The sequence below is a fragment of the Virgibacillus sp. GM2-2 genome (assembly GCF_055329585.1).
The window spans coordinates 59,446-84,325 of record NZ_JBUZWC010000012.1 but is presented as its reverse complement, the minus strand read 5'-3'; the positions used below and the strand labels follow the sequence as shown (position 1 = coordinate 84,325).

The 24,880-nt window shown below is 41.1% G+C and carries 24 protein-coding genes; 19 read left to right on the top strand and 5 right to left on the bottom strand.

Annotation, left to right across the window (positions count from 1 at the left end):
- Positions 1-304: 304 nt before the first annotated feature.
- The 8 genes from pdhA to ACY9Z2_RS13905 all read left to right on the top strand — a co-directional run bounded on the left by pdhA (position 305) and on the right by ACY9Z2_RS13905 (position 8,940).
- On the top strand, positions 305-1,372 hold the full coding sequence (gene pdhA / locus ACY9Z2_RS13940) for a pyruvate dehydrogenase (acetyl-transferring) E1 component subunit alpha (protein ID WP_463610259.1): 1,068 nt from the start codon (positions 305-307) through the stop codon (positions 1,370-1,372).
- Positions 1,372-2,370, top strand: coding sequence for an alpha-ketoacid dehydrogenase subunit beta (locus ACY9Z2_RS13935; protein WP_463610258.1), 999 nt, complete (start codon positions 1,372-1,374; stop codon positions 2,368-2,370). Before pdhA ends, ACY9Z2_RS13935 begins: the two co-directional genes overlap by 1 nt.
- A gap of 11 nt (positions 2,371-2,381) precedes the next feature.
- A complete protein-coding gene (locus ACY9Z2_RS13930) occupies positions 2,382-3,599 on the top strand; it encodes a dihydrolipoamide acetyltransferase family protein (protein WP_463610257.1) in 1,218 nt (405 codons plus the stop codon).
- Entirely contained in the window at positions 3,600-5,027 is a 1,428-nt protein-coding gene (locus ACY9Z2_RS13925; RefSeq protein WP_463610256.1) for a dihydrolipoyl dehydrogenase family protein, read from the top strand.
- 43 nt (positions 5,028-5,070) lie between these two features.
- A complete protein-coding gene (gene nhaC, locus ACY9Z2_RS13920) occupies positions 5,071-6,462 on the top strand; it encodes a Na+/H+ antiporter NhaC (protein WP_463610255.1) in 1,392 nt (463 codons plus the stop codon).
- Positions 6,463-6,484: 22 nt separating this feature from the next.
- Positions 6,485-7,276 carry a fumarylacetoacetate hydrolase family protein gene (locus tag ACY9Z2_RS13915; RefSeq protein WP_463610254.1) on the top strand — a complete coding sequence of 264 codons (792 nt, stop codon included), beginning with the start codon at positions 6,485-6,487 and terminating at the stop codon, positions 7,274-7,276.
- Positions 7,273-8,028: a fumarylacetoacetate hydrolase family protein gene (locus tag ACY9Z2_RS13910; RefSeq protein ID WP_463610253.1), complete on the top strand. Its 756-nt coding sequence runs from the start codon at positions 7,273-7,275 to the stop codon at positions 8,026-8,028. Before ACY9Z2_RS13915 ends, ACY9Z2_RS13910 begins: the two co-directional genes overlap by 4 nt.
- Positions 8,029-8,553: 525 nt before the next feature.
- Positions 8,554-8,940, top strand: a complete 387-nt coding sequence (locus ACY9Z2_RS13905; protein ID WP_463610252.1) for a 5-carboxymethyl-2-hydroxymuconate Delta-isomerase — start codon at positions 8,554-8,556, stop codon at positions 8,938-8,940.
- Between the two features lie 219 nt (positions 8,941-9,159).
- On the opposite strand, the gene ACY9Z2_RS13900 is transcribed toward ACY9Z2_RS13905, so the two are convergent.
- On the bottom strand, positions 9,160-10,740 hold the full coding sequence (locus ACY9Z2_RS13900; protein WP_463610251.1) for a sodium:solute symporter family protein: 1,581 nt from the start codon (positions 10,738-10,740) through the stop codon (positions 9,160-9,162).
- Between the two features lie 35 nt (positions 10,741-10,775).
- Positions 10,776-10,886 carry a symporter small accessory protein gene (locus ACY9Z2_RS13895; RefSeq protein ID WP_463610250.1) on the bottom strand — a complete coding sequence of 37 codons (111 nt, stop codon included), beginning with the start codon at positions 10,884-10,886 and terminating at the stop codon, positions 10,776-10,778.
- A 269-nt stretch (positions 10,887-11,155) separates the two neighbouring features.
- On the opposite strand from ACY9Z2_RS13895, the gene ACY9Z2_RS13890 reads away from it, so the two are divergent.
- Entirely contained in the window at positions 11,156-11,947 is a 792-nt protein-coding gene (locus ACY9Z2_RS13890) for an SDR family oxidoreductase (RefSeq protein WP_463610249.1), read from the top strand.
- On the opposite strand, the gene ytaF is transcribed toward ACY9Z2_RS13890, so the two are convergent.
- Positions 11,942-12,577: a sporulation membrane protein YtaF gene (gene ytaF / locus ACY9Z2_RS13885; RefSeq protein WP_463610248.1), complete on the bottom strand. Its 636-nt coding sequence runs from the start codon at positions 12,575-12,577 to the stop codon at positions 11,942-11,944. The two genes, ACY9Z2_RS13890 and ytaF, sit on opposite strands and share 6 nt — an antisense overlap.
- A gap of 652 nt (positions 12,578-13,229) precedes the next feature.
- Here ytaF and ACY9Z2_RS13880 point away from each other — a divergent pair.
- The 8 genes from ACY9Z2_RS13880 to narI are packed head-to-tail and all read left to right on the top strand — an operon-like array spanning position 13,230 to position 20,933.
- On the top strand, positions 13,230-13,400 hold the full coding sequence (locus tag ACY9Z2_RS13880; RefSeq protein ID WP_463610247.1) for a hypothetical protein: 171 nt from the start codon (positions 13,230-13,232) through the stop codon (positions 13,398-13,400).
- A 2-nt stretch (positions 13,401-13,402) separates the two neighbouring features.
- On the top strand, positions 13,403-13,837 hold the full coding sequence (locus ACY9Z2_RS13875; RefSeq protein ID WP_463610246.1) for a hypothetical protein: 435 nt from the start codon (positions 13,403-13,405) through the stop codon (positions 13,835-13,837).
- Complete coding sequence (locus ACY9Z2_RS13870) at positions 13,834-14,154, top strand: hypothetical protein (RefSeq protein ID WP_463610245.1); 321 nt, start codon at positions 13,834-13,836, stop codon at positions 14,152-14,154. Before ACY9Z2_RS13875 ends, ACY9Z2_RS13870 begins: the two co-directional genes overlap by 4 nt.
- A gap of 15 nt (positions 14,155-14,169) precedes the next feature.
- Positions 14,170-14,463 (top strand): hypothetical protein, encoded by a 294-nt coding sequence (locus tag ACY9Z2_RS13865; protein WP_463610244.1) that lies wholly within the window; start codon positions 14,170-14,172, stop codon positions 14,461-14,463.
- The gene (locus ACY9Z2_RS13860; RefSeq protein ID WP_463610243.1) at positions 14,444-18,124 is read left to right on the top strand and encodes a nitrate reductase subunit alpha; all 3,681 of its coding nucleotides are present in this window, start codon (positions 14,444-14,446) and stop codon (positions 18,122-18,124) included. The genes ACY9Z2_RS13865 and ACY9Z2_RS13860 overlap by 20 nt, the downstream gene beginning before the upstream one ends.
- The gene (gene narH / locus ACY9Z2_RS13855; RefSeq protein ID WP_463610242.1) at positions 18,114-19,601 is read left to right on the top strand and encodes a nitrate reductase subunit beta; all 1,488 of its coding nucleotides are present in this window, start codon (positions 18,114-18,116) and stop codon (positions 19,599-19,601) included. The genes ACY9Z2_RS13860 and narH overlap by 11 nt, the downstream gene beginning before the upstream one ends.
- 3 nt (positions 19,602-19,604) lie before the next feature.
- A complete protein-coding gene (gene narJ, locus ACY9Z2_RS13850) occupies positions 19,605-20,207 on the top strand; it encodes a nitrate reductase molybdenum cofactor assembly chaperone (protein WP_463610241.1) in 603 nt (200 codons plus the stop codon).
- A 36-nt stretch (positions 20,208-20,243) separates the two neighbouring features.
- The gene (gene narI / locus ACY9Z2_RS13845) at positions 20,244-20,933 is read left to right on the top strand and encodes a respiratory nitrate reductase subunit gamma (RefSeq protein ID WP_463610240.1); all 690 of its coding nucleotides are present in this window, start codon (positions 20,244-20,246) and stop codon (positions 20,931-20,933) included.
- 213 nt (positions 20,934-21,146) lie between these two features.
- On the opposite strand, the gene ric is transcribed toward narI, so the two are convergent.
- On the bottom strand, positions 21,147-21,848 hold the full coding sequence (gene ric / locus ACY9Z2_RS13840) for an iron-sulfur cluster repair di-iron protein (RefSeq protein ID WP_463610239.1): 702 nt from the start codon (positions 21,846-21,848) through the stop codon (positions 21,147-21,149).
- A gap of 126 nt (positions 21,849-21,974) precedes the next feature.
- On the opposite strand from ric, the gene ACY9Z2_RS13835 reads away from it, so the two are divergent.
- Positions 21,975-23,039 (top strand): SLAC1 family transporter, encoded by a 1,065-nt coding sequence (locus ACY9Z2_RS13835; RefSeq protein WP_463610285.1) that lies wholly within the window; start codon positions 21,975-21,977, stop codon positions 23,037-23,039.
- On the opposite strand, the gene ACY9Z2_RS13830 is transcribed toward ACY9Z2_RS13835, so the two are convergent.
- A complete protein-coding gene (locus ACY9Z2_RS13830; protein ID WP_463610238.1) occupies positions 23,031-23,468 on the bottom strand; it encodes an Rrf2 family transcriptional regulator in 438 nt (145 codons plus the stop codon). The genes ACY9Z2_RS13835 and ACY9Z2_RS13830 overlap by 9 nt on opposite strands.
- 137 nt (positions 23,469-23,605) lie before the next feature.
- Between ACY9Z2_RS13830 and hmpA the strand changes: the two genes are divergently transcribed.
- Complete coding sequence (gene hmpA, locus ACY9Z2_RS13825; RefSeq protein WP_463610237.1) at positions 23,606-24,847, top strand: NO-inducible flavohemoprotein; 1,242 nt, start codon at positions 23,606-23,608, stop codon at positions 24,845-24,847.
- The last annotated feature ends 33 nt before the right edge of the window (positions 24,848-24,880 follow it).

The window sequence follows — 24,880 nt, the reverse complement described above, 5'->3', positions numbered from 1 at the left end:
ATGGAAATCGCGCAGTATTAATGCTATCGCGCGATTTCCGCATGATGACACGCGATTTTAAGATAATGTTGTGCGATCTCAACACTTTACCGCGCGATTCAATTTTTCTAAGAGCAAAAAAAGTATAAACGAAAAGTTGTCTAGCTCCAGCACCCAGTGCCTATCAAATAGTTAGTCAGTATGAAAGTAGGGGAAAACCACCCTACATATCACCTGCCTATCTATTTGTACGCCACTAAACGGGCGCTTGCGCTTTTCTTGTAAACAACCACCAAAAAATAACTATACAAAAGGTGTGAATCAGATGGAAACAAATTATCCGCTTTTTCAAATAATCGATAAAAACGGCGACGTATCGTCCGAGGAACATCGAAAGCTCTTGACGGAAGAGCAAGCAAAATCGTATTACTACCACATGATGCGAATTCGAACCTTTGACCAGAAGGGAATTGCACTTCAGCGTCAAGGAAGAATTGGTACATACGTCCCGTTTGAAGGGCAAGAAGCATCACAGGTTGGTAGTGCATTAGCACTTGAGGCTAACGATTTTCTTTTTCCAACGTACCGTGATCACGGTGCGACATTAACGTTTGGTGCTGATATGGATCGCCAACTCCTCTACTGGAATGGGCGAGTTGAAGGAAGTGTTCCTTCATTAACGAAGAAAATTTTCCCTGCATCTGTTCCAATCGCAACGCATCTTCCTCACGCGGCTGGTGCTGCGATGGCAGAAACATATAAGGGAACGAAAAATGCATCGATCGCTTATTTTGGCGATGGCGCTACATCGGAAGGGGATTTTCATGAGGGGTTAAATATCGCGAGTGTTTTTAAGGCACCGGTTGTATTTTTTAACCAAAACAACGGATTTGCGATTTCACTTCCGATTAACAAACAAATGAACTCAGAAACAATTGCACAAAAGGCTGAAGCATATGGAATTCCGGGTGTTCGGGTTGATGGAATGGATGTGTTTGCAGTTAATTTTGTCGTGAGGGAAGCACTTGAACGGGCGCGTAATGGAGAAGGTCCGACATTAATTGAAGCAGTGACATGGCGTTTTGGCGCCCATACGACGGCAGATGATCCGTCAAAATATCGTGATCAGGCAGCAAGTGACGCGACACGTGAAGAGAAGGATCCTGTTCTTCGTCTGGAAAAGTTCATGAAGAATGAAAGCATGTGGGATGAAAAATGGGTGGAGTCAACGAAACAAGAAATCCAAGAAGAGTTAGACAAAGCTATTGCTAGTATGGAATCCTATGAAAAAGCAAACCCGGATGTCATGTTCGATTACGTTTTTGAAAAGCCAACATGGACGATTGAAGAACAAAAGAAAAGCTTCAACGCGGTGAAAGGGGGCATCTCCTGATGACAATAGTAGCACAAAAAACAAAGTCGTTCACTTTAATCCAAGCAGTTAATGATGGATTAAAGGTGATGCTAGAAGAAGATAAAAATACATTAATTTTAGGTGAAGATATCGGAAAAAACGGTGGTGTATTCCGTGCGACGGTTGATCTACAAGAGCAATTTGGTGAAAATCGTGTAATCGACACACCACTTAGTGAGGCTGGGTTCACAGGTGCTGCCATTGGAATGGCACTTAATGGCTTACGACCGATTGTGGAGATCCAATTTCTAGGATTTATCTACCCTGCATTCGAACAAATTGCTACACATATTACTAGAACGCGTACTCGAACGTTAGGACACTACAGTTTACCAATGGTCATTCGTGCTCCGTATGGTGCTGGTGTGCGTTCACCAGAAATTCATTCGGATAGCGTCGAGGCACTTTTCACCCATTTACCAGGAATCAAAGTGGTATGCCCGTCAAATGCGTATGACGCAAAAGGGTTAATGATTGCAGCGATTGAAGATCCTGATCCTGTTCTATTTTTAGAGCCAATGCGTTTGTATCGCGGGGAAAGAAAAGAAGTTCCGGAAGAAAAATATACGGTTGAGCTTGGCAAAGGAGCACGTCTCAAAGAAGGAGAGGATGTGTCCATTTTCGCATGGGGAGCAATGGTTCCCGTTGCATTAAAAGCAGCCGAAGCAATGGAAAAAGAAAATGTATCCTGTGACGTGATTGACCTCAGGACGCTTTATCCACTTGATCGAGATATGATTGCTGAGTCTGTACAAAAGACAGGTCGTGCGGTGATTGTCCATGAGGCACATGCGACAGGTGGAGTTGGCGCTGAAATCACCCAGGTAATTAATGACACATCGTTCCTGTATTTACGTTCGCCAATTGAGCGTGTAACGGGCTATGATGTGCCAGTACCGTTATTTGCAGTAGAAAATGATTACTTACCAACACCAGAGCGTGTAGTTCATTCCATTAAAAAGGTCGTTGAATTTTAGGAGGTGAGACGATGGTCGAAGTGAAATTCCATGATATTGGAGAAGGCATGACAGAAGGCGAAATCATTCATTTTTTTGTGAAAGTGGGTGATGAAGTAAAGGTGGATCAGCCACTTGTAGAGCTACAAACCGATAAAATGGTTGCAGAAATTCCATCACCTGCCGCTGGAAAAATTCGTAGCATTAACTTTGAAACAGGTGAAGTTGTTACGGTTGGAACAGCAATCATAGAAATTGACGATGGGAAAGAAGCTGCTCAAAGTAAGCCAAAACAGGAACAAACAGAAGAGGTGAAGGAACCTGTCGCATCAACGGTTGGCACAGCTGAACAAACGTTTACTAAATCACACAAACGAATTTTAGCTGCACCTTTTACCCGGAAAATTGCTCGTGATTATGACGTCGATATTGAGCAAATAAAAGGCACCGGCCCTGCTGGGCGTGTATCAGATGAAGATGTGTATCGGTTTATTGATGGCGGCAATGAAACGGTATCAACTGAAACGGCTTCCACACAGGTTCAACATACGGAACCAGAAGCGGATACGATTCCATATACAGGAATGCGCAAGAAAATTGGCGATAACTTAACAAAAGCGATTACGACGATTCCGCATGTAACACATTTTGATGAAGTGGATTTGACAAATGTGTTAGCTTTTCGGAACGAGTTAAAGCAACAAGGCGAATCCATATCGGTCGTGGCGTTTTTCCTAAAAGCAATTACCTTTGCACTTAAGGAGCATCGAATTTTCAATGCGTACCTTGATGAGGAAAACGGCGTCATTCGTCTCGCTAAAAACTACCATATTGGACTTGCGACAAATACGGATAAAGGGCTAGTTGTCCCCGTTTTACGCGATGTCGATAAAAAGACGATTCGTCAAATTCATACAGAAATGAAGGCACTTACGAAAAAAGCCCAAGACGGGAAGCTAACGGCAAACGACATGAAGCACGGTACATTTACCATTAGTAATGTTGGTCCTCTCGGCGGTATGGGGGCAACGCCAATTATTAATGGTTCCCAATCAGCAATTATTGCTTTCCATAAAACGAAAAAGACACCAGTTGTCATGGACAATGATGAAATTGCGATTCGTCAGGTCATGACGATGTCGTTATCGTTTGATCACCGGGTTGCAGATGGTGTGAAGTCGGTTGAATTTACGAATCGCTTTATCGAATTGATGGAAGAGCCGAAAAAGCTGTTATTGGAGATGGTGTAAATGGTCGTAGGAGAATTTGCAGAAAAGCGAGACGTAATCATTATTGGCGGTGGTCCGGGTGGATATAACGCAGCCATTCGTGCGGCACAGCTTGGTAAATCCGTAACACTAATCGAAAAAGCTGAATTTGGTGGTATTTGTTTAAATCAAGGCTGTGTTCCTTCCAAAATTTTTACCCATGCGGCGAAGCAGGTTCATGCTGTACCGTTAATGAACAACATGGGAATTAAAACAGGGCAGCCAACCATTAATTACGAGGAGCTAACTGCGTATCGAGATAAAACAGTGTCGCAATTGCGCGGAGGTGTCGAAGCGCTCTGCAAAGCGAACAAAATCGAACTATTACAAGGGGAAGCAAATTTTACGGGAGAAAATAAAATTGGTGTCGCACATGGCCATCAATTCGACGTGTACGAATTTGAAACGGCTATTATTGCGACGGGAGCTTCGTCTGTGATTCCAGAAGGTGTAGCTGCTTCACACGAACGGGTTCTGCTTCCTGAAACGGTCTATCAGGTTACTGAACTACCGGAATCACTCGTAGTTTATGGTAGCGATTATATTTCGCTAGAGGTAGCATGTAGCTTCAAACAGTTAGGCAGTGACGTAACAATCGTTCTTGACGGTCAAGAGGATTATGGATTCGATGCATCAATTAACCGTGAACTAAAGCGTACGTTAAAAAAGGCAAAAATAAAGGTGGTACGCGGACATCAACTAGATAAGGTAAATGCAAGTAATGAAGGAATTTCCGCGACTTTTTCAAAAGCAGGTGAAACGAAAACGATTGATGCCTCCTATCTTTACGTGACAACGGAAAAAAGAGCAAACATACATGACCTTGGGATCGATCGTATTGGTGTCAAGTTATCGGAAACTGGGTTTATACAAACGGATAAGACAATGAAAACATCCATCGATACAATTTTTGCTGTTGGTGATGTTACTGATGGGTCTAAAAGTGCAGTGCGCGCGATTAAACAAGGGAAGGTTGCTGCAGAAACGATTGGAGGAATAAAAAGTGAGGTAGATCTCACGTTTATTCCAACAGTTGTTCATAGTATCCCGCCAATTGCGACGGTCGGTTTAACGGAACAGGAAGCCAATGATCAAGGTTATCATGTAAAAACAAGTCAAACACCGTTAAGTGGAAATAGTTATGCAATGATTTCTGGAGAAAAATCTGGTATAGTATCTGTCATTAAAGAAGCAGAAACGGATTTACTATTAGGTATTCATATCTTTGGTGCGGGAGCGGTTGAGTTAATTAGTACAGGCGTAACGGCATTGGAAATGGTCGCACGTGAGGAAGATTTACGTTTTCCGTCGTATCCACATCCGAGTATGAATGAAGGGTTACTCGAGACAATGGATGGTTTGTCTGATTTGGCAATCCATACCCCTCCGAAGAAAGTAACAAATAAGTAAATGACTCGCTGCAGAAATTCTAACAGATCAAGGGGTTTTTCATATGTACCGAATTAAAGCAGTTCAAAAACCATCGATAGCAGAAGCGGTAATCATGACATTTGCCGTTTTGATAGTAATTAGCACTGGGATAATTTATTTTGACGCAGCACCACACATCCCGCTAGTTTTGGCTATGTTTCTATTAGTCTTGTACGGACTTATTAAGGGCATCTCCTACCAGACATTGGAGGAAGGGATTACCGAAGGAGCAAAAGCAGGAATGGGGGCAGTATTTCTCTTTTTCTTCATTGGGATCCTAATTGCCGCATGGATGATAGGTGGAACCATTCCTTCCTTAATTTATGGAGGATTTGAGCTGGTAACAGCGAACTTTTTTCTAGCAATTGTATTTATCGTAACATCGGTTGTCGGGCTTTGTGTCGGGAGTTCATTGACAACAGTTGCGACAGCAGGACTTGCTTTTATTGGAATTTCCACTGCTGCAGGTATTTCGCTTCCAGTCACAGCTGGAGCGATTGTGTCAGGAGCTTTCTTTGGAGATAAAATGTCTCCATTATCCGACACCACAAATATGGCATCGTCGATTTTGAAGGTCGATTTGTTTGAGCATATTCGCAATATGTCATGGACGACGATACCTGCATTTTTTATCACTTTGCTTATTTTCGGATTAATTTCACCAGAGATTTCATCCGCAAGTTTTTCGAAAATGGAGGGCTTTCAACAAGGATTACTCGACACTGGACTCGTTACATGGTACAACGCTTTAATTCCAGTGGTTGTATTAGTCGTCTTCTCCATTATGAAGGTCCCAGCATTATTAACACTGGCTAGTGGTGCAGCAAGTGCAATCGTCATGGCATATATTCATGCATACATCCCATTTAAAGAATTACTGGGAGTTTTATTTGGTGGGTATGTTTCGGAGACTGGTGTAGAAGAAATTGATGCACTACTAACGCGCGGTGGACTAAATAGTATGATGTTTACAATTGGAATTGTCTTGCTTGCATTAAGTATTGGAGGATTGTTATTCAAGCTTGGAATTGTTCCACGCTTACTAGAATCGATTGAAGGATTATTGAAGAAAGTTGGCTCTGTTATCGCATCAGCAGCACTCACCGCAATCGGAATTAACGTTTTGATTGGGGAGCAGTATTTATCGATTCTATTGACTGGTGAATCCTATCAATCTCGTTTTGCACGCGTTGGACTAGCTAATAAAAATCTATCACGCGTAGCAGAAGATGCGGGTACAGTGGTGAATCCACTTGTACCATGGAGTGTTTGTGGTGTTTTCATCACGACTACGCTCGGTGTTGCGACGGTAGACTACTTACCATTTGCATTCTTTTGCTTGCTTTCACCAATCTTGACGATACTATTTGGATTTACTGGTAAGACACTGACGTATATTGAAAAAACGGAGTAAAACTTCTGTAAGGAGGGATAGTGTGCACAAAGCAAACGTTAAATTTGCAGGTTCTACAAGTTTAGATGAAATAGAAATCGACTTTTCAGATGAAGTCAAATGGAATGATAAGGCGTACAATCACCGTGACGTTGCTTGGCATTCCCCGGTGAAAGGTACTATATATGGTACATTACTAAACTTTCAAGGTCAGCTAGATATAATGGCCGATGCATTGCACGAAAAACCATATAATGAACCACCAAAAAAACCGATTATGTATATTAAACCAGCGAACACGGTAACTAGTCATAATCAGGCTGTTGCAATTCCGGAAGGTGAGGACACGCTTCAGGTAGGAGCAGCACTCGGCGTAGTTTTTGGAAAAACAGCAACAAATGTGTCAGCAGAAGATGTGATGGATTATATTGAAGGTTATACGGTTGTTAATGATGTGAGTATTCCACACGAAAGCTTTTATCGACCTGATATCAAAAATAAAGTACGTGATGGCTTTTGCCCAGTCGGTCCGTGGATTATCAGTCGTGATGAGGTGGAAAATCCAGACGATTTAATCATTCGAGTACATGTGAATGGTGAACTCGTTCAGGAAAATAATACAAAAAATTTGGTTCGGTCTGTTACCGAATTAGTATCCGAAATAACCGACTTCATGACATTTTACGAAGGGGATATGCTGTTAGTGGGTGTACCAGAAAATGCTCCACTAGTTAAAGCAGGTGACTCCGTTCGAATTGAAATTTCTCATGTAGGATTTTTAGAAAATACATTCGTCAAGGAAGCGGATCTAGTTCCAGGAGGTGGTCACCGATGAAGCACGCACGTGTTGCATGTTTTGGCGGAATTCATGATGCAGAAATAATCGATGACAACGTGAAGCTAGCAGATGGTCGTGTAGTTCGGCAATCAGAAGTCGTATGGATGACCCCGGTCCAGCCTCGAACGACATTTGTTCTTGGTTTAAACTATGCTGATCATGCTAGTGAAATTAGCTTCAAGGCACCAGAAGAACCGCTAGTCTTTTTAAAAGGACCAAATGCATTCGTTGGTCACAATGGACAAACACGTCGGGCTAAAGATGCTACACACATGCATTACGAGTGTGAGCTTGCTGTAATTGTCGGAAAAACTGCGCGGAATGTCTCGAAGGAGGATGCGTATTCGTATGTCAAAGGCTATACGATTGCCAATGATTATGTCATTCGAGATTATCTCGAAAACTATTATCGTCCAAATTTACGTGCGAAAAATAGAGACGGTCTAACACCGCTTGGTCCGTGGTATGTTGACCGCGATGATATCCAAGATCCGATGAACTTGGGGCTGCGTACGTATGTGAATGGTGAACTTAAACAAGACGGCTCGACCAAAGATATGGTTTTTGACATCCCAAGTTTAATTGAATATTTAAGTAGCTTTATGACGTTAAGCGAAAATGATATTATTTTGACAGGCACGCCAAAAGGCACTGTACACGTGTATGAGGGCGATGTCGTTGAAACGGAGATTGAAGGAATTGGTTCACTGAAAAACACGATTGTTGGAGATGACGTTTTTAACCGTTAATTATTTTTCAAATGCATTTGATGCAAAATAGGTAAACTGCTCTTAGTGATAATTCATGCTTAAGTACTAGCAACGTTGATTTCCGCTGCGGGCAAGGCTAGTGAAGGAACATTTTCAAGCGTACTGGAAAGATTGCATGCAGGATGTCGGCTAGCGGACACATGATCCCTTATTTGGGAAAAATAAGGGTAAATGCGGTTGTTATCGGACTCAGGATTCCTTATTTGGGAAAAAACAGATGAAAATCATGTTTTTTAGCTGAATAAGACATCGTGTGTCCGTTAACCCTCAAAATAAAGACAAAAAAGGTAAATAAGGCATCCTCAGTCCGATACCAGCAGTGTCCTTGAAGTAAATGTTTAGTTTACAGTTGATGTTAACTGTGAACTAGTGAAAATATATTGATCTAGTAACTGCTATGTCGACTGCCAAGTTAAAGGGGCGGTAATAGTAAGGCGGCTTTTACCTATGTTCACTCTTATTATTTTTTTACTAGACACTAGAAAGTGAAAAGGAGGATATGACATGCCACACATTACGATAGAATACACAGACAACATTGAAAATGAGGCAAATATCAAAGGATTTTTGCAAAAAATCAATGAAACGTTAATTGCAGAAGGGGAATCGTTCAAACCAGGTGCAATTCGTTCACGCGCTATCAAATTAACCGAATATTTCATTGCAGATGGAACTGGGAAAGATGATGCGTTTGTCCACGTAACGATGAAAATTGCGCCAGGCCGAACATCGGAAGTGAAAAAATCTGCGTGTGATCATTTGTTTGAGATGATGCAGAAGCACTTTGGTGAACTTTTCGAAAATAGGTATCTAGCATTATCACTGGAACTGTTTGAATTTGGTGAAGGTGGGACCTACAAGCAGAATAATATTCATTCGCGGTACAATTAAATTAGGGAGCTGGTCCTTTGGGGCTGGCTTTTTTTGACTTATTAACTCCGATACAAATAGCCAGTTCGCCGAACAATACTGGTAAATAGCCGATGAATCATCTTAAATCGCCGTATAAAAATGAAATATCGCCGATGACTTCTTATGTCATACTAGAGTAAAGTGCGGAATTTATAGTAAAAGGCTATCCCACATACAACAAGATAGCCCTCTTCTAATTTACATACTCTTTTCCAAATTAACATCCTCAACCTGATCTTGCTTGCCTTTCGTCATTAAACTGACGACCACAAATGCGATTGCGGATAGTGGAAAGGCATAAAATAATGGATCGACAACTGTCCATGGGAAATCGAGTAACGTTTCTTTTCCAAAGAGAGCTTTTGAAATTCCAAATGCGGCTGCTTCCTTTGCATGGAAAAAGAGAAACCCGACAATGCTGACCAAAAAGCCTGTAATCGTACTGACGATGGCACCCTGTTTCGTTGCGTTTTTCCAGAACAGTGCTCCAACCAATGCAGGCAAAAATCCTGCAGCACAAATGCCGAACCAAAATGCGGTTGCTTGTGCAATGACTCCCGGGGGCAATATGTAAGCTAATACAACTGCTGCTAATACTCCGATAAGTACCCCAATTCGATTGGTGTTCATTCCAAAGAGTTTTTTTACACCGACATTCTTTAAAATATCCTCACCAAATGAAGTTCCTTGTAAGTGGATAAGTGAGCTAATGGTAGAAATGGTTGCTGACAATAGTGTTAGTGTAAATAGGTAGATAAACCATTCTGGCATAATTTCATTAATAAACGTTGGAATGACTAAGTCGACATTTCCGCCTGCTGCTTGAATGGCTATAGTTCCACCTTCCTGATAGAAATATAGGTTTGACAATGGCCCTATCATAAATGCAGCACCTGTCATGAAAAAGATGAACACACCACCGATTAAAACGGATCGATATAATGATTTATCACTGCTAACTGTCATGGCCCGCATTGCGAGTTGAGGCTGAGCAAGCACACCGATTCCAACCCCCATAATGATTGTACTAACAACGGTCCACCATAACTGTGAGCCAAATTCAGGCATGGCTGTCCAGCCTTGATGTCCTTGTTCCACCAAGCCAGCGGGAACCATATCCTTCATCGCACGTAACCCTTCGTGGGCCGCTTCGACGCCACCTAAAATTGAATAGGTCGTGATGAGAAAAATGGCCATTCCCACGAACATGATTACTGCACCGAATGCATCTGTGTACATAACTGCTCGAATTCCACCACTGATGACATAAACGCCAACTATAATTGCTAAGATGAACAGTGCTAGGTCGTAATTGATGGCTAGCGATTCTTGTAAAAATCGACCACCACCGACTAACACGATACTCGTATAAGCAGGCATAAACAGAAAAATCATCGAAGCGGAAAAAATGGTGATAAACTTGGATTTGTATTTTTTACCTAGTAGATCTGGGAATGTATAAGCATCTAAGGTTACCGAAAGCTTTCGAATTCTTGTTCCAAATACAGCGAAGGCAACTAACACGCCGAGCCCAATGTTTAGTAAAGCAAGCCACAATAAACTCATACCGAATAACGACGAAACACCGCCGAAACCAATTAAAGCTGATGTGCTAATGAAAGTTGCCCCGTAAGATAGAGCCATTACAAATGGACTGATCGTTCGTCCACCAACTAAATAATCCGCTTGTGTTACCGTTTTTTTGTATCCATAATAAGCTAGTCCAGACATAATAGCGATAAAGATAAGACAAACAATAACAAGAACCATATAATTCATATAGCTATACTCCCCCTACGATAAGTTAATTTTTTCTAAGAATCCCCTTTATTCCACGTGAAAATACCAAAAATAACACAAGCTACGGCAGATAGTATCGTTCCAAGCCAAGCAATAATGATCATTGGGTCCGTTAATCCAAACATGTTTTTCCTCCTTTATCCCGCCTTAACGAGCAGTATATCCCCTCTTCAGGATTACAAAAAAATTAGGGTAAGATATGAGGGGCTCAACTGTCCGTAAAGGTCCGATTCTGTTCAACTACCATTCAGTGGGAAAAACCCCTCACTGAATGAAGGTTCACTTTATGATGAATTTTAAGTAAGCGTTTACATTGTGTTATAGTAAATAGTAGCTGATAATGAAATAAATTTCAATATAATATGAAAATTTAAAAAGAAAAGAGGTTTTCAAATTGGAAATGTACTTGAAAAATAAATCTGTCATTGTTACCGCTGCAAGTAAGGGACTTGGTCGTGCGATCGCAACAGAATTTGCTCGAGAAGGGGCACATGTACTTATAGCTAGTCGAAATGAGGATGCATTACAACAAACGGTTACGGAAATAAAAGACGAAACGAAAAATGATCAAGTCGATTTCACCGTTTGTGATATGAAGGATCCAGAGGCTATCAAAAAGATGGTCGATAAAGCAGTTAAATGGAACGGAACAGTAGACGTACTGGTTAACAATGCTGGCGGGCCCCCAGCAGGTAGGTTTTTAGAGATGCGAGATGAGGATTGGTACCATGCATTTGAATTAAATTTGTTAAGCTTTATTCGTACTACTCGGGAAGTTGTACCGTATATGCAGCAACAAAAAAGAGGCTATATTGTGAATATAGCCTCGTCATCCATTAAGCAAAGTCTCGATAATTTAGTTCTATCAAACACCATGCGACCTGGCATTGTTGGGCTGGCAAAAACGTTGTCTCAAGAGCTGGGGCAAGATAATATCCTCATTAATACGGTTGGTCCAGGAACAATTGAAACAGATCGAATCAGTCAATTAAACGAACGGAGAGCTTCTGATAATGAAATAACAGTAGATGAAATAAAAGCTCAAGCTGAACAACAGGTACCAATGAATCGATACGGTCAGCCAGATGAATTTGCACGTGCCATTGTTTTCCTAGCTTCCGGAGCAAATACATACATTACCGGCCAGTCGCTCATTGTTGATGGTGGTTTAGTAAAAGCATTATAAAATATTGAATATGCCGAGTGCAATTAGTAAGAGAGGTGGCAGAAGTGTCACCTTTTTCGTTGCATTATTTTTTGTCAACCAAATTCCCGTATGAATCCCGCTATAAACGAAAATTCCACTCATAACCCCGATTAATGAAGCTGTTAAAATAGGAGGATAGCCCAGCATAGCCGCTCCAATTCCTGCCCCAAATGCATCAAAGGCAAGTGCAGTTCCTAATAAAATCGCCTCTGTTAAAGAGATGGCACCGGAATGGTCCATATCAGCAAGCTGTGGTTTAACGAGTACTTTTCGATACCTTACTAGGCGTGGTGATTGACGTAATTCATTTTTTTCTTTGGTGAAATTTTGATCAATAATTTTTGTACGGAAAATAGTTACTAAACAAAAAAATCCTACAGCTATTAAAATAATTCCACCTGTAGATTCCTCAATCATCGGGGATAAGGACATGGCGATAAAATTACCTACAGTCATGGAGAGTAAAACAATAATACCAGAACATAACATGATAATTAATAAAGCAAATGGCGATACTCGTATTTTTCGCATTCCATACGTTACCCCAACTCCAAAACCGTCTAAACTAACCGCAATAACTAAAAGGAATAAACCTAGATAAAATAACATGCTGTATCAATCCTTTATTAGGCTCTTCTCGTAAAATTGTTGCTAATTACTCTTCATAGTTGAAGTAAACTGCGAACTAATTATCTGCTCTGGACAGTCGCTTTCCGTTGGCAACGCTTCAGCCTCCTCGGAAGAAAAACACATTCTAAACGAATAGTACGCCAAGGACACTGCTTGGTATCGGACTGAGGATGCCTTATTTACCTTTTTTACCTTTATTTTTGAGGATTAACGGACACACGATCCCTTATTTAGCTAAAAAACTTGATTTTCAACTGTTTATACCCAAATAAGGAACCCTGAGTCCGATAACAACCGCATCAGACCTTATTTTTCACAAATAAGGAATCGTGTGTCCGCTAGCTGACCATCCTACATGCAATCTTTCCAGTACCCTCCAAAATGTTCATTCACTAGCCTTGCCCGCAGCGGGAATCAACGTTGTTGTTAGATAAGATTCGCAGTTTCCCAGTTTTGTGTCATTGCAACGATTTTAAAAAAATAGCCTTGTTTTTAAGATAGTGTATGACCGAGCGGTTATGATGTGTGAAGTATTTGCTTCTATTTGTAAGGTGTGACATTTGTCACATCTTTCTTTTTTTATACGTTCTACAATGAATATAACTTATTAACCATGGGGGTGTCAGAAGTAATGACGAACGAACAAAACGACAAAGCATTACGATTACACAGCATGCTTGAGCAGGTAATTTTACCACTTCATGAAAAAATCGAAGCAATGGAAAGTGAAATGAAAAAAGTCCAAGAAAATCAACAAAAGCTAATGGAAATGATGAAGGAGCAAAACAAGAAAGGGGAGTAATTATGTCAGGTCCAGCGTTAAAACATGTGGATAGCCACTCTGCGATTCATGAAGCTGCATTAACGGAGGCGCAGGAGCTTACCGATCTCTTAGTCCAATTGTTAGCTGAAAATGAGCAGGAAAAAGCATTAGAAGTTGCCTTCATTATCGTTGAGCACTGGGAAACACGAACACTTCAACATGCGCAATCTGAGGAAGAAGGTTTATATAAAGAAATTTTACGTGAATCACCGGAATTGCAACCCTCCATTATCAAGCTAACACGCGATCACGATATGTTACGGAAATTAGTAGAGGAGATCAAGGAGCGTCTTGATCGTGATGGTGTTACAGCTACTATCGTACAACGCTTTCAAGCTTTAATTATTGTAGACGAATTGCACAATCAGGAAGAAATGCGTGTGTTACCAGGGCACGGAGAGGAGGATCATGCGTGAGCGAAGAATCGAACAGTCAAGCTGAGTTGGTAAATTCGCTTAGGGCAGTTCTGCCGGATTTATATCAATATATTATTGATGAATTGGCGTTATCGCATATCCATGCTTATGACATTCAGGCGAATGTCATCGAAGAGGCGGATGGTTATTGCCTAAAGGTTCATTATGGTGATCGTTTTAATCATACCATTTCACAACACTTGACTGCCTGCGAGATTGCCAACCTTGATCGGAAAATAACGGAATTCATCACTCGAGTTGTTGATGTGTGTAAGCAAACGATGGTTCAAGAATATTACAAAATGATGAAAATGTAGAAAGGGGTGTTACGTGTGTTTTCATTTGAGAATGATGCAAATCTTGTTCAAGACAGAGAGGACTTAGTCGCGGTACTTCGTATGCGGTTTGGCTCCGTTCCAACAGAGCTCACGGAATCCATTTACAAGATTGACGAATTGTCTACATTAGAAAGGTTAATTTTAGTCGCTGCAAATGCACCAACGTTCGATGTTTTCGTAGAAGAAATGGATGAGGACGCGTCAAGTTTTCGTATTGTTGGTGACCGATTCAATCCGATCGCATCATTATCTGAAAGAGGTGCAACAAATGGGGAAAAACGAAAATAAATTTTTTCAAAAACTAAGGTACCTAAAAGAGGGTAACCGGATTAATCAAGGATGGACGGAAGAAAGTCCGCGTTCCCGTGAATCAGAGGATATTTATCGTAAACGGTGGCAACATGATAAAATTGTTCGTTCGACACATGGTGTCAATTGTACTGGGTCATGTAGCTGGAAGATATATGTGAAGGACGGCATTATCACATCGGAAACACAACAGACTGACTATCCATCTACAGGTGATGACTTTCCAGAGTATGAACCACGTGGCTGTCCAAGAGGAGCAAGTTTTTCCTGGTATACATACAGCCCGATTCGTGTGAAGTATCCATATATTCGTGGTGATTTATATGAGCTTTGGAAAGCAGAGCGTGAGCAAGGTTTTGATCCTGTTGAAGCATGGGAGAACATTGCCAGTGACCCGGTTAAGCGTGAAAAGTATGTACGTGCACGTGGTAAGGGTGGATTTGTTCGAGCAACGTGGCAAGAGACGTGTGAAATCATAGCGAGTGCATCGATTTATACAATAAAAAAATATGGACCAGATCGTGTCGTTGGATTTAGTCCAATTCCTGCTATGTCGATGATCAGCTATGCTGCAGGCTCACGTTTTCTTTCGCTAATTGGAGGAACAATTTTAAGCTTTTATGACTGGTATGCTGACCTACCACCAGCTTCTCCGCAAGTATGGGGTGAGCAGACGGATGTTCCAGAAAGTGCGGATTGGTACAATGCCAAATATTTTATTATCTGGGGAACGAACTTGCCACAAACACGTACACCTGACGCTCACTTTATGGTAGAAGCGCGGTATAACGGAACGAAAGTTATCGGGGTAAGCCCAGATTATGCGGAATACGAAAAGTTTGCGGATTTGTGGTTACCGGCACGAGCAGGAACTGACGGAGCGTTAGCGATGGCAATGACACACGTGATTTTAAAGGAATTTTATGTGGATAATGAAACGCCTTACTTCATTGATTATGCGAAGCGTTTTACTGATTTACCATTTTTAGTAACGCTTCGAAAAACGGATAGTGGCTATCGATCTGATCGGTTTTTACGTTCTAATGATGTGGATGATGACCAAATGTTAGGTGAATGGAAAACGCTTGTTTGGGACGAAACAACGGGTCAGCTAGAGTCACCAAATGGGTCGCAGGGACATCGCTGGGATAACGATAATAAGTGGAACCTAGTGTTAACGAAAGAAGACGGGAGCATAATAAACCCTCAGTTAAGTTTTATCCATGATTCCGATGCAGTCGAAATGGTTGAATTCCCAAATTTTGCCGAGGAAAAAGGAAATAGTGTAACCCGTGGTGTGCCGGTAAAACAGCTGACGGATAAGGATGGAAATACGGTAACCGTTACAACGGTCTACGATTTGATGATGGCGCATACGGGCGTTAACCGTAATCTGCCAGGCGATTATCCAACAGATTATCATGATCCAAAGCCATTTACACCAGCATGGCAAGAAAGTATTACGGGCGTACACAAAAATCATGTAATTCAAGTGGCACGAGAGTTCGCGGACAATGCTGCGAGAACAAAAGGAAAGTCCATGATCGCAATGGGTGGCGGAACAAATCACTGGTATCACAGTGATCAAATTTATCGCTGTATTCTCAATCTCGTATTGTTGACTGGATCACAAGGTGTAAACGGTGGAGGCTGGGCGCACTATGTTGGTCAGGAAAAAGTACGGCCATTAGAAGGCTGGCAACAGGTTGCATTTGCGAACGATTGGCAGAAGCCACAACGCCTCCAAAACGGGACATCGTTTTTCTACTTTGCAACGGAGCAATTTCGCTATGAAGCAGAAGTTAACGAAGAGCAGTCAAGCTGGGGTGGTAAGTACAATGCGATGCACCCGGCAGATGTCAACGCACTCGCAGTTCGTCTCGGATGGTTACCGTCATTCCCGCAATTTTCACAAAACTCGATTGATATGGTGCGGGAAGCAAGAGAACGCGGCGCAGATACCGATGAAAAGGTTGTTGCGGATGTTGTGGAGCAAATCAAACAGGAAAAATTGGAATGGGCAATTGAAAACCCAGATGATCCACGAAATTTCCCGCGGGTATTTTTTAATTGGCGTTCGAACCTGCTTGGTGACAGTGGGAAGGGGCACGAATATTTTGCCAAGCATTTAATTGGTGGGGAAGATCAAGTTTTAGGCGATATCGAAAATTCGTGGCAACCAAAGACAGTTAAAGTCGAGGAAGAAGCGCCTTCTGGAAAAGTAGATTTATTGGTCAGTATTGATTTTCGAATGACTAGTTCTGGGTTATTTTCCGATATCGTTTTGCCAGCTGCAACGTGGTATGAAAAATTTGATATCAGTAGTACCGATATGCATCCATTCGTTCATCCATTTAATGCAGCGATTTCGCCACCATGGCAGGCAAAAAGTGATTGGAATACGTTCCGCGAAATAAGCAAGGTGTTTGCTGAGCTTGCAGAAAAGCACCTCCCAGCTACTGAGGAATTAATGATGACACCACTTGCTCATGATTCCGTTGGGGAGATTGCGCAAGCTCACGGAAAAATTAAAGACTGGCGCACAGGTGAAGTAGAAGCTATTCCAGGAAAAACGATGCCGAACTTCCAAATCGTGAAACGGGATTATCCAAACGTGTATCAAAAAATGACAACGCTTGGACCGGAGATTAAAAAGGGATACGGCGGAAAAGGTGTCACGATTCCAGGTGAACCAGTTTACAAGGATCTCGAAAAACGTCTTGGTAAATCGAAGCGAGAAGGGATTGGTATGGGACTCCCAGATATCTATTCGGATCGCCAAGCAATCGATGCCATTTTAATGATGTCTGGTGCAACAAACGGAAAACGTGCGGTTGCTGGCTGGAAATCGCTCGAGGCAAAAACGGGACAAAAATTAACCGACATCGCTGCAGCTCGTGAGGAAGAAGATTTTACGTTAAATGACTTAACCGTACAACCAAGACATGCGATTTCAACACCTGTTTGGAGTGGCTTGGAAAAAGATAACCGACGTTATTCACCGTTTACCGTTAACACCGAATACAACATTCCTTGGAGGACGTTAACGGGAAGGCAAAGTTTTTATTTAGATCATGAAATGATGCTAGATTTCGGTGAAGGGCTGCCATTGTATTTGCCGCCACTTGCACATGGGCCGTTTTTGAAAAACGAAAAAGAAGTGGAAAACACCGGAAAGTCGATTACTGTTCGCTATTTAACACCACACCAAAAGTGGGGCATTCATACGATGTTCACCGACACAACGAACATGTCTACCTTGTTCCGTGGCTGGCAAACCGTATGGATGAATGAAGAAGATGGTGCATCCATTGGCATTAAGGATAACGATTGGATTGAAATTTATAATCGAAATGGGGCAATCGCTGCTCGGGTAGTACTGACGTATCGCATTCCAAAAGGGATGGCATATATGTACCATGCACAGGATCGGACGCTTGGTGTACCAGCTACCTCGATAAACAAAAAACGCGGAGGCACGCACAATAGTGTGACGCGAATTTCGCTAAAACCAACACATATGATTGGTGGTTATTCTCAATTAAGCTATGGTTTTAACTACTATGGTCCAACAGGACATCAACGCGATACGATTGCAGTAATTAGACCACTGAAGGAGGTTGATTGGCTTGAGGATTAAAGCTCAGGTCGCAATGGTCATGCATTTAGACAAATGTATTGGCTGTCATACTTGCTCGGTAACGTGTAAAAATACATGGACGAATCGACCAGGAACGGAATATATGTGGTTCAATAACGTAGAGACCCGTCCTGGCCCAGGTTATCCAAAAGCTTGGGAGGATCGTGATCGTTATAAAGGGGGCTGGGAGCTTCGAAATGGTAAGTTGCGTTTAAAAGCTGGTGGCCCGATTTCCAAGCTAGCGAATATTTTCTACAACCCGGATATGGCAAGCATGGACGATTACTACGAGCCATGGACGTACGATTATGAACATCTAATCGAAAGTCCGAAAAAGAAAAATCTTCCGGTTGCACGACCAATGTCTAAAATCACTGGGAAATACATCGATAAACCGGAGTGGGGCCCGAACTGGGATGATGATTTAGCTGGCGGGAGCGAAATCGTTCCACAGGATCCAAACGTTCAAAAATTACAGGAACATATTTCAATGGAATATGAAAAAACATTCATGATGTATTTGCCACGAATTTGTGAGCATTGTTTAAACCCGTCATGTGTAGCATCATGTCCATCTGGTGCATTATACAAGCGGGATGAAGATGGCATCGTGCTCGTTGACCAGGAAGCATGTCGTGGCTGGCGCTTTTGTATGAGTGGCTGTCCATATCATAAAGTTTATTATAACTGGAACACACATAAAGCTGAAAAGTGTAATTTTTGCTATCCACGGACAGAAGCGGGATTGCCGACGATTTGTTCTGAAACGTGTGTTGGGCGTATTCGATATATCGGGGTTGTTTTGTACGATGCCGATAAAGTGAAGGAAGCAGCATCTGTCGAGGACCCACAAGATTTGTACGAAGCACAGCTTGGATGTTTTCTTGATCCATTTGATCCAGAAGTAATCGAAGAAGCGCGGAAGCAGGGAATTAATGATTCATGGATTGAGGGTGCACAACAATCACCTGTTTATAAAATGGCAATGAAGTGGAAGATTGCGTTACCGCTTCACCCGGAATATCGTACATTACCAATGGTTTGGTATGTGCCACCGCTAAGTCCAATTATGAATCATATAACAAATGAAAATGAACTATCTACGGATGGCTATATTCCAGCAGTCGACCAAATGCGAATCCCGATGGAATATTTAGCTTCCCTGTTGTCTGCAGGTGATACATCTGTGATTCGAAAAGTACTACTGAAACTAACCGCTATGCGTGTACATATGCGCGGAAAAACAGTTGGTGGACTGGATGAATTTAGAACGAGTGAACTAGTAAAAGAAGCGGGCACGTCACCTGAAGAAGTAGAAGAAATGGCCCGACTACTTGGTGTTGCTAAATATAACGAACGTTTCGTGATTCCAACCGGACGTAGAGAAACCGACGATGATCTCTATTACAAGCAAGGTGCATGTAGCCTTGAGGATATTGCACCACCTGAGGGTATCACATTTGGAAAGGGGAGATAAATGATGATCCAACAAAATCGAGCATTACTCGCAATTACTTCCCGATTGTTAAGTTATCCCAATGAAAATTTTTTGGAAGAACAAGTAGAGATTACGCAGTGTGCAGCGAAGAACATTTCATCAAGTGCGATTCGTAAGCAGATTGAAAATGCAGTTATTCCGTTAGCAAGCTTGTCCATTCAAGCATTGCAGGAACTGTATGTGCATACATTTGACCTAAAATCAAAACTCGGACTCTATCTATCTGCACACGAGCTTGGGGACAGCAATAAACGTGGTGCGGCATTAATAAAAATGCAAAAGGTTGTGAACGAAGCGGGTTATGAACGGGTAGAAGGGGAGTTGGCCGATTATATTCCAATGTTACTGGAATTTCTTGCTATATCTGAAGAAAACGCAAACCATGAACGATTACAGCAACGATTAGCGGTTGTGCTCCAACGTATGGTAAACCATATGCCTGATGACAATCCATATAGCGCAACGTTGTATTTATTAAATGACCATGTTTTCCCTTCGCCATCACAAGCGGATATCGACAAACTAGAATTCGAACGTGAGGAAGCGGACTTAGAAGAACTACCTTTTCCAATCATGTATTCCTAATAATCTAGTAGATCAAATCAGAAAGGGGAAAAGATGATGGCAGATATATTTTGGTGGGTTATCTTTCCATATATTACGTTAACCATCATGGTCGTTGGTGTAGTTTACCGTTATGCGTTCCGCCAGTTAACCTGGGCAGCACCATCAACCGAATTTTTTGAGAAAAAATGGCTACGGCTCGGTTCACCACTTTTTCATTGGGGAATCGTCTTTGCCTTTATCGGACACATCATGGGGATGGTCATTCCAATGGAGTTCTATGCATTCATTGGCGTGTCCGATCACTTTTATCATATGGGTGCAGTATATGGTGGAGGATTAGCTGGAATTATGGTTGTAGTAGGGTTAGTTATTCTATTAATTCGAAAAATAGTTATTGATCCAATTCGAATCCATGCAACGTTTGCCGATTTTTATTCCGTGGTAGCATTGCTTATCGTGTCGGGAATTGGAGTTTATCTAACGCTTTTTACGAATACAACAATGGAAGAGTTTGACTATCGTTCTACCATTGGCCCATGGTTTCGAAGCTTGTTTATTTTACAACCAAACTATCAATTAATGGACACGGTACCACTATTGTTTAAAGTTCATATTATTGCAGCGTTCGGCTTGTTTGGTTCGATACCTTTTACTAGGCTGATTCATTTTTATAGTTTACCAATTCAATATCCGACACGAGCGCCACAGCAGTACCGTTCGAGGAATGGGTATAAGAAGGCGTGAGTAGTGTTGCTGAAAGGGTTTACGATCCGATTGCACAAAAATACGATCCGAATACTAAATTTACGATCGGCATTTGAAAAACACGATCCACATCGCATAATTTACGATCCGAATTTAATTTTTATGATCCACTTAGAAAATTACAAGCCATTTCGCACAAAATGCTCCAACAACAAAAAAAGCAGGTAGCCATGTTGGTTACCTGCTTGCTAATTATAATGCTTTTTCCAATCGTGGAAATAGAATATTATTCTCAAGATGAACATGCTGGAATGTATCCGATTCTAGTTCCTCTAACTTGCAATACGTTAATTGGAAGGTTCGGCAAGCATCCTTAGGAATTTTATAATCATCCGTTGCTTTTCTCAATCTTTTTAGTAAACTGCCGACGTGTTCATGTTCCGTTTCCAGTCGGTTGATCATTCGAACAGCCGCTTCAAGAAGTTCTTGGGAATTTTCAAGATCGTATGCCTTAATTTTAGGGAAAATATTATCTTCCTCATTCCTGTTATGTTGTTCGATTTCTTGTTTTAATTCGTGGAATACAGAAAAAACTTCAAGTAGTTCCGGATACTTTTTTCCATGTACGTGACAAACCTTTGTCACAAGCGTACTAATTTCTGGCAAAACTTGATTTAGATAGGCGTGGTGGTTTGTAACAATGAAATCTACCAACTTGGTATAGCTTGCTGTTGACCAATCGGATTTTCGTTTGATGTTTGATGATGTAAATAGGTCGTTGAGCTTTTCAAGAATCTGATCAGTTGCCAATTCCTTTTCTGCTAAAACTTCGCCAATTGGACGATCTCCACCACAACAGAAGTCAATTTGGTATTGTTTAAACACTTGGCTGGCCATTGGAAATTGTACTACGATGTCACCGGTCTTGGATGCTTCTGTAAAAACGTTTGACATTTGTTATCCCTCCTGCATATTTTTTTCAGGATAAGTATAGCGCTTTCTTTAGAATATGGCTGTGATACGCATCACAGTAATTGAAAAAAATTACGATTAAAATAAGAAGGAGAGGCGGTGGTGCAAATGGTAAATTTAGCGGGATTTTGTCTAGCGCTAGGGTTGTGTTATTTCGTTCGAGAAGCTTTTTTTAAAAAAGAAGATACGCCGACAGCGGCCGGTGCGATTGTTATGGCAATTGGTATCTTTTTATATAGCGCAATGCAGGAATTTAAAATCTATGCATACGGGGAAGTGTTTGGCTTCTTTTTAGCTGCTATTTGGTTTTTAATTGTCCTGGCTATCATCCAAACGATACGCGATCGTTCCTTTAAACAAAAGCATTTGCAAAATCCTATACAGTTATTTGCGATCGGAACGTGGGTTGCGGGTACTTCTGTACTCGGTAACGTCATCCACCAATTTTCACTTAATCTAGGAATCTTTCCGTATGTTATGGGATGTTTGAATATTTTCCTGTATATCTGGTATATGACGTATGTTTTGCCCGCCTATCGAAAAATTATTGGATCCGAATTGCGCCACCATGTTCATGGGGTACTTTTGCTTTCAACGGTTAGCACTCAGTCCATTGTTCTACTTTTATCTAATATTTTTGAGCAAATCCTACCGCTGTGGGCAAATAGAGGGCTCATTATACTTGGAGTGGGATTGTATGTAATTGGTTTTATTTTAATTGTGTTCCGTTATCTATTCAAAAAGAAATGGGATCTTGCGAATGAATGGAAAAATACGAACTGCATCATTCATGGGGCTGTTTCAATTACGGGGCTTGCGACTGCTACTACCGGGGCTTTTGGCTTTACCGTACAGTACTGGTTATGGATATGGGTAATTTTTTTCTTTATTGTAATTGAAACAATCGAGCTTATCCGGGCTATTATCCGTGTGAAGATCTATGGATGGATTAAGGGTATTGGAGCGTATGACGTTTCACAATGGTCAAGGAACTTTACATTTGGTATGTTGTTTGCATTTACGGCAAAATTCCAGCTGTCAGAGACATCGGTGTTTTTTCCAACCCACCAATTGATTTTAGTTGCTGGCCCATGGCTCGTACTTTTCTTTTTACTTGCAGAAATTTTGTTATTTTTCAAGGCAAAGATCAGATGGAATGAATCACTAGGATAACCCCATCAATTTTTTCAACTGGCCTTCATTACGAATTAAATCTTTAACGGTATACATATCAAGTACAGATAGGAATGCTTGAATTGCTTCATTCAATACGTGCTTTAAATTACATGCAGGTGAAATGACACAATGGTTTTTGGAACGGTCAAAGCATTCCAAAATGACAAAGTCGTTTTCAAATTGGCGAACAATTGTCCCAACGTTTATATCTTCTGGAGGTTTTGCGAGGCGTATCCCGCCATTTCGGCCACGAATCGTCTCAATGTAACCACTTTTGTTTAGTTCAAAAACAATTTTCCCTAAGTGGTTCGGTGAAATATTAAATGTATCTGAAATCTCTTTGATACTTGCTAACTCATCTTCACCTTTTGTTCCAGTAAAAATTAATACGCGCAATGCATAATCAGTATATTTTTTTAATTGCATCGTTCATTTCTCCCTTAGAATCGTTAACAAAATTGTAACAGCAGATGCCGTTTATTCCTATTAAAACGTGCTATCATAACTGTATAGAAAACATGTATTATAAATACATGTTTAATACAAATAGGGAGTGTTTTATTGTGACTACAGACGTAAAAACAGGGTTGGATCAACAAACGATTGACATTATTAAAGCAACGGTACCTATTTTAGAGAAGCATGGGAATGACATTACATCGGTTTTTTACAAGCGTATGTTTGAAAATCATCCAGAACTAAAAAATATTTTTAATCAAACGAATCAACGTAAAGGTGATCAGTCAAAGGCATTAGCAGGAACCGTTTATGCAGCTGCTTATCATATTGATCAATTAGAAACGATTTTGCCGACAGTGAAGCAAATTAGTCAAAAACATAAAAGTTTAAACATAAAATCTGAACATTATCCAATAGTTGGAGAGTACTTATTGAAAGCAATGAAGGAAGTACTAGGTGATGCCGCTTCAGATGAAGTGATTGAGGCGTGGGAAAAGGCATATGGTGTCATTGCATCGGTATTTATTGAGACGGAAAAAACAATGTATAAAGAAACTACTGATACAGTTGGTGGTTGGACCGATTTCCGTAATTTCAACGTGATCAAAAAGGTAAAAGAAAGTGATGTGATAACTTCATTTTACTTAGAACCAGCAGATGGAAATCCGTTCCCTGCATACAATCCAGGTCAATACATTACCGTGAAAGCTCAGATCGAAGGAGAAGCGCATGATCATCTCCGTCAGTATAGTTTATCCTGCGCACCTGGCGCGGGCCATTACCGAATTAGTGTTAAACGAGAAGATGCAGTTGGTCAGTTACCAGCTGGTATTGTATCGAACTATCTTCACAAACAGGTCGAAGTTGGTAGTGTCATTCCAATTAGCGCACCAGCAGGAGATTTTGTATTGGATGAAACAACGGAGAAACCGCTTGTATTAATGAGTGGAGGGGTTGGACTAACACCAATGATGAGTATGCTTGAGCATGTTGTGAAAAAACAATCAAATCGCCCGGTTACCTTTATTCATGCAGCACAATCTGGACGTGTTCATGCGATGCGTGAGGCAGTTCAAGCACTAGCAGAAAAATATGAAAATGTGTCGACATACGTGATTTATGACTCACCAAGTAGTGAGGATCGCTTGTCAAAAAATCATGATAAAGAAGGCTATATTGATCAAGAGTGGTTAGCGTCTACATTGCCAACATTTGATGCATCCTTTTATTTCTGTGGTCCAGCACCGTTTATGCGAGCTATGTATCGAATTTTGAAAGAGAATAATGTGGATGACAGTGAAATTAACTTCGAATTTTTCGGTCCAGCAGCAAGCATTACAGGATAAAAAATGCTATAGAAGTTTTTTGATAAGTAGTAT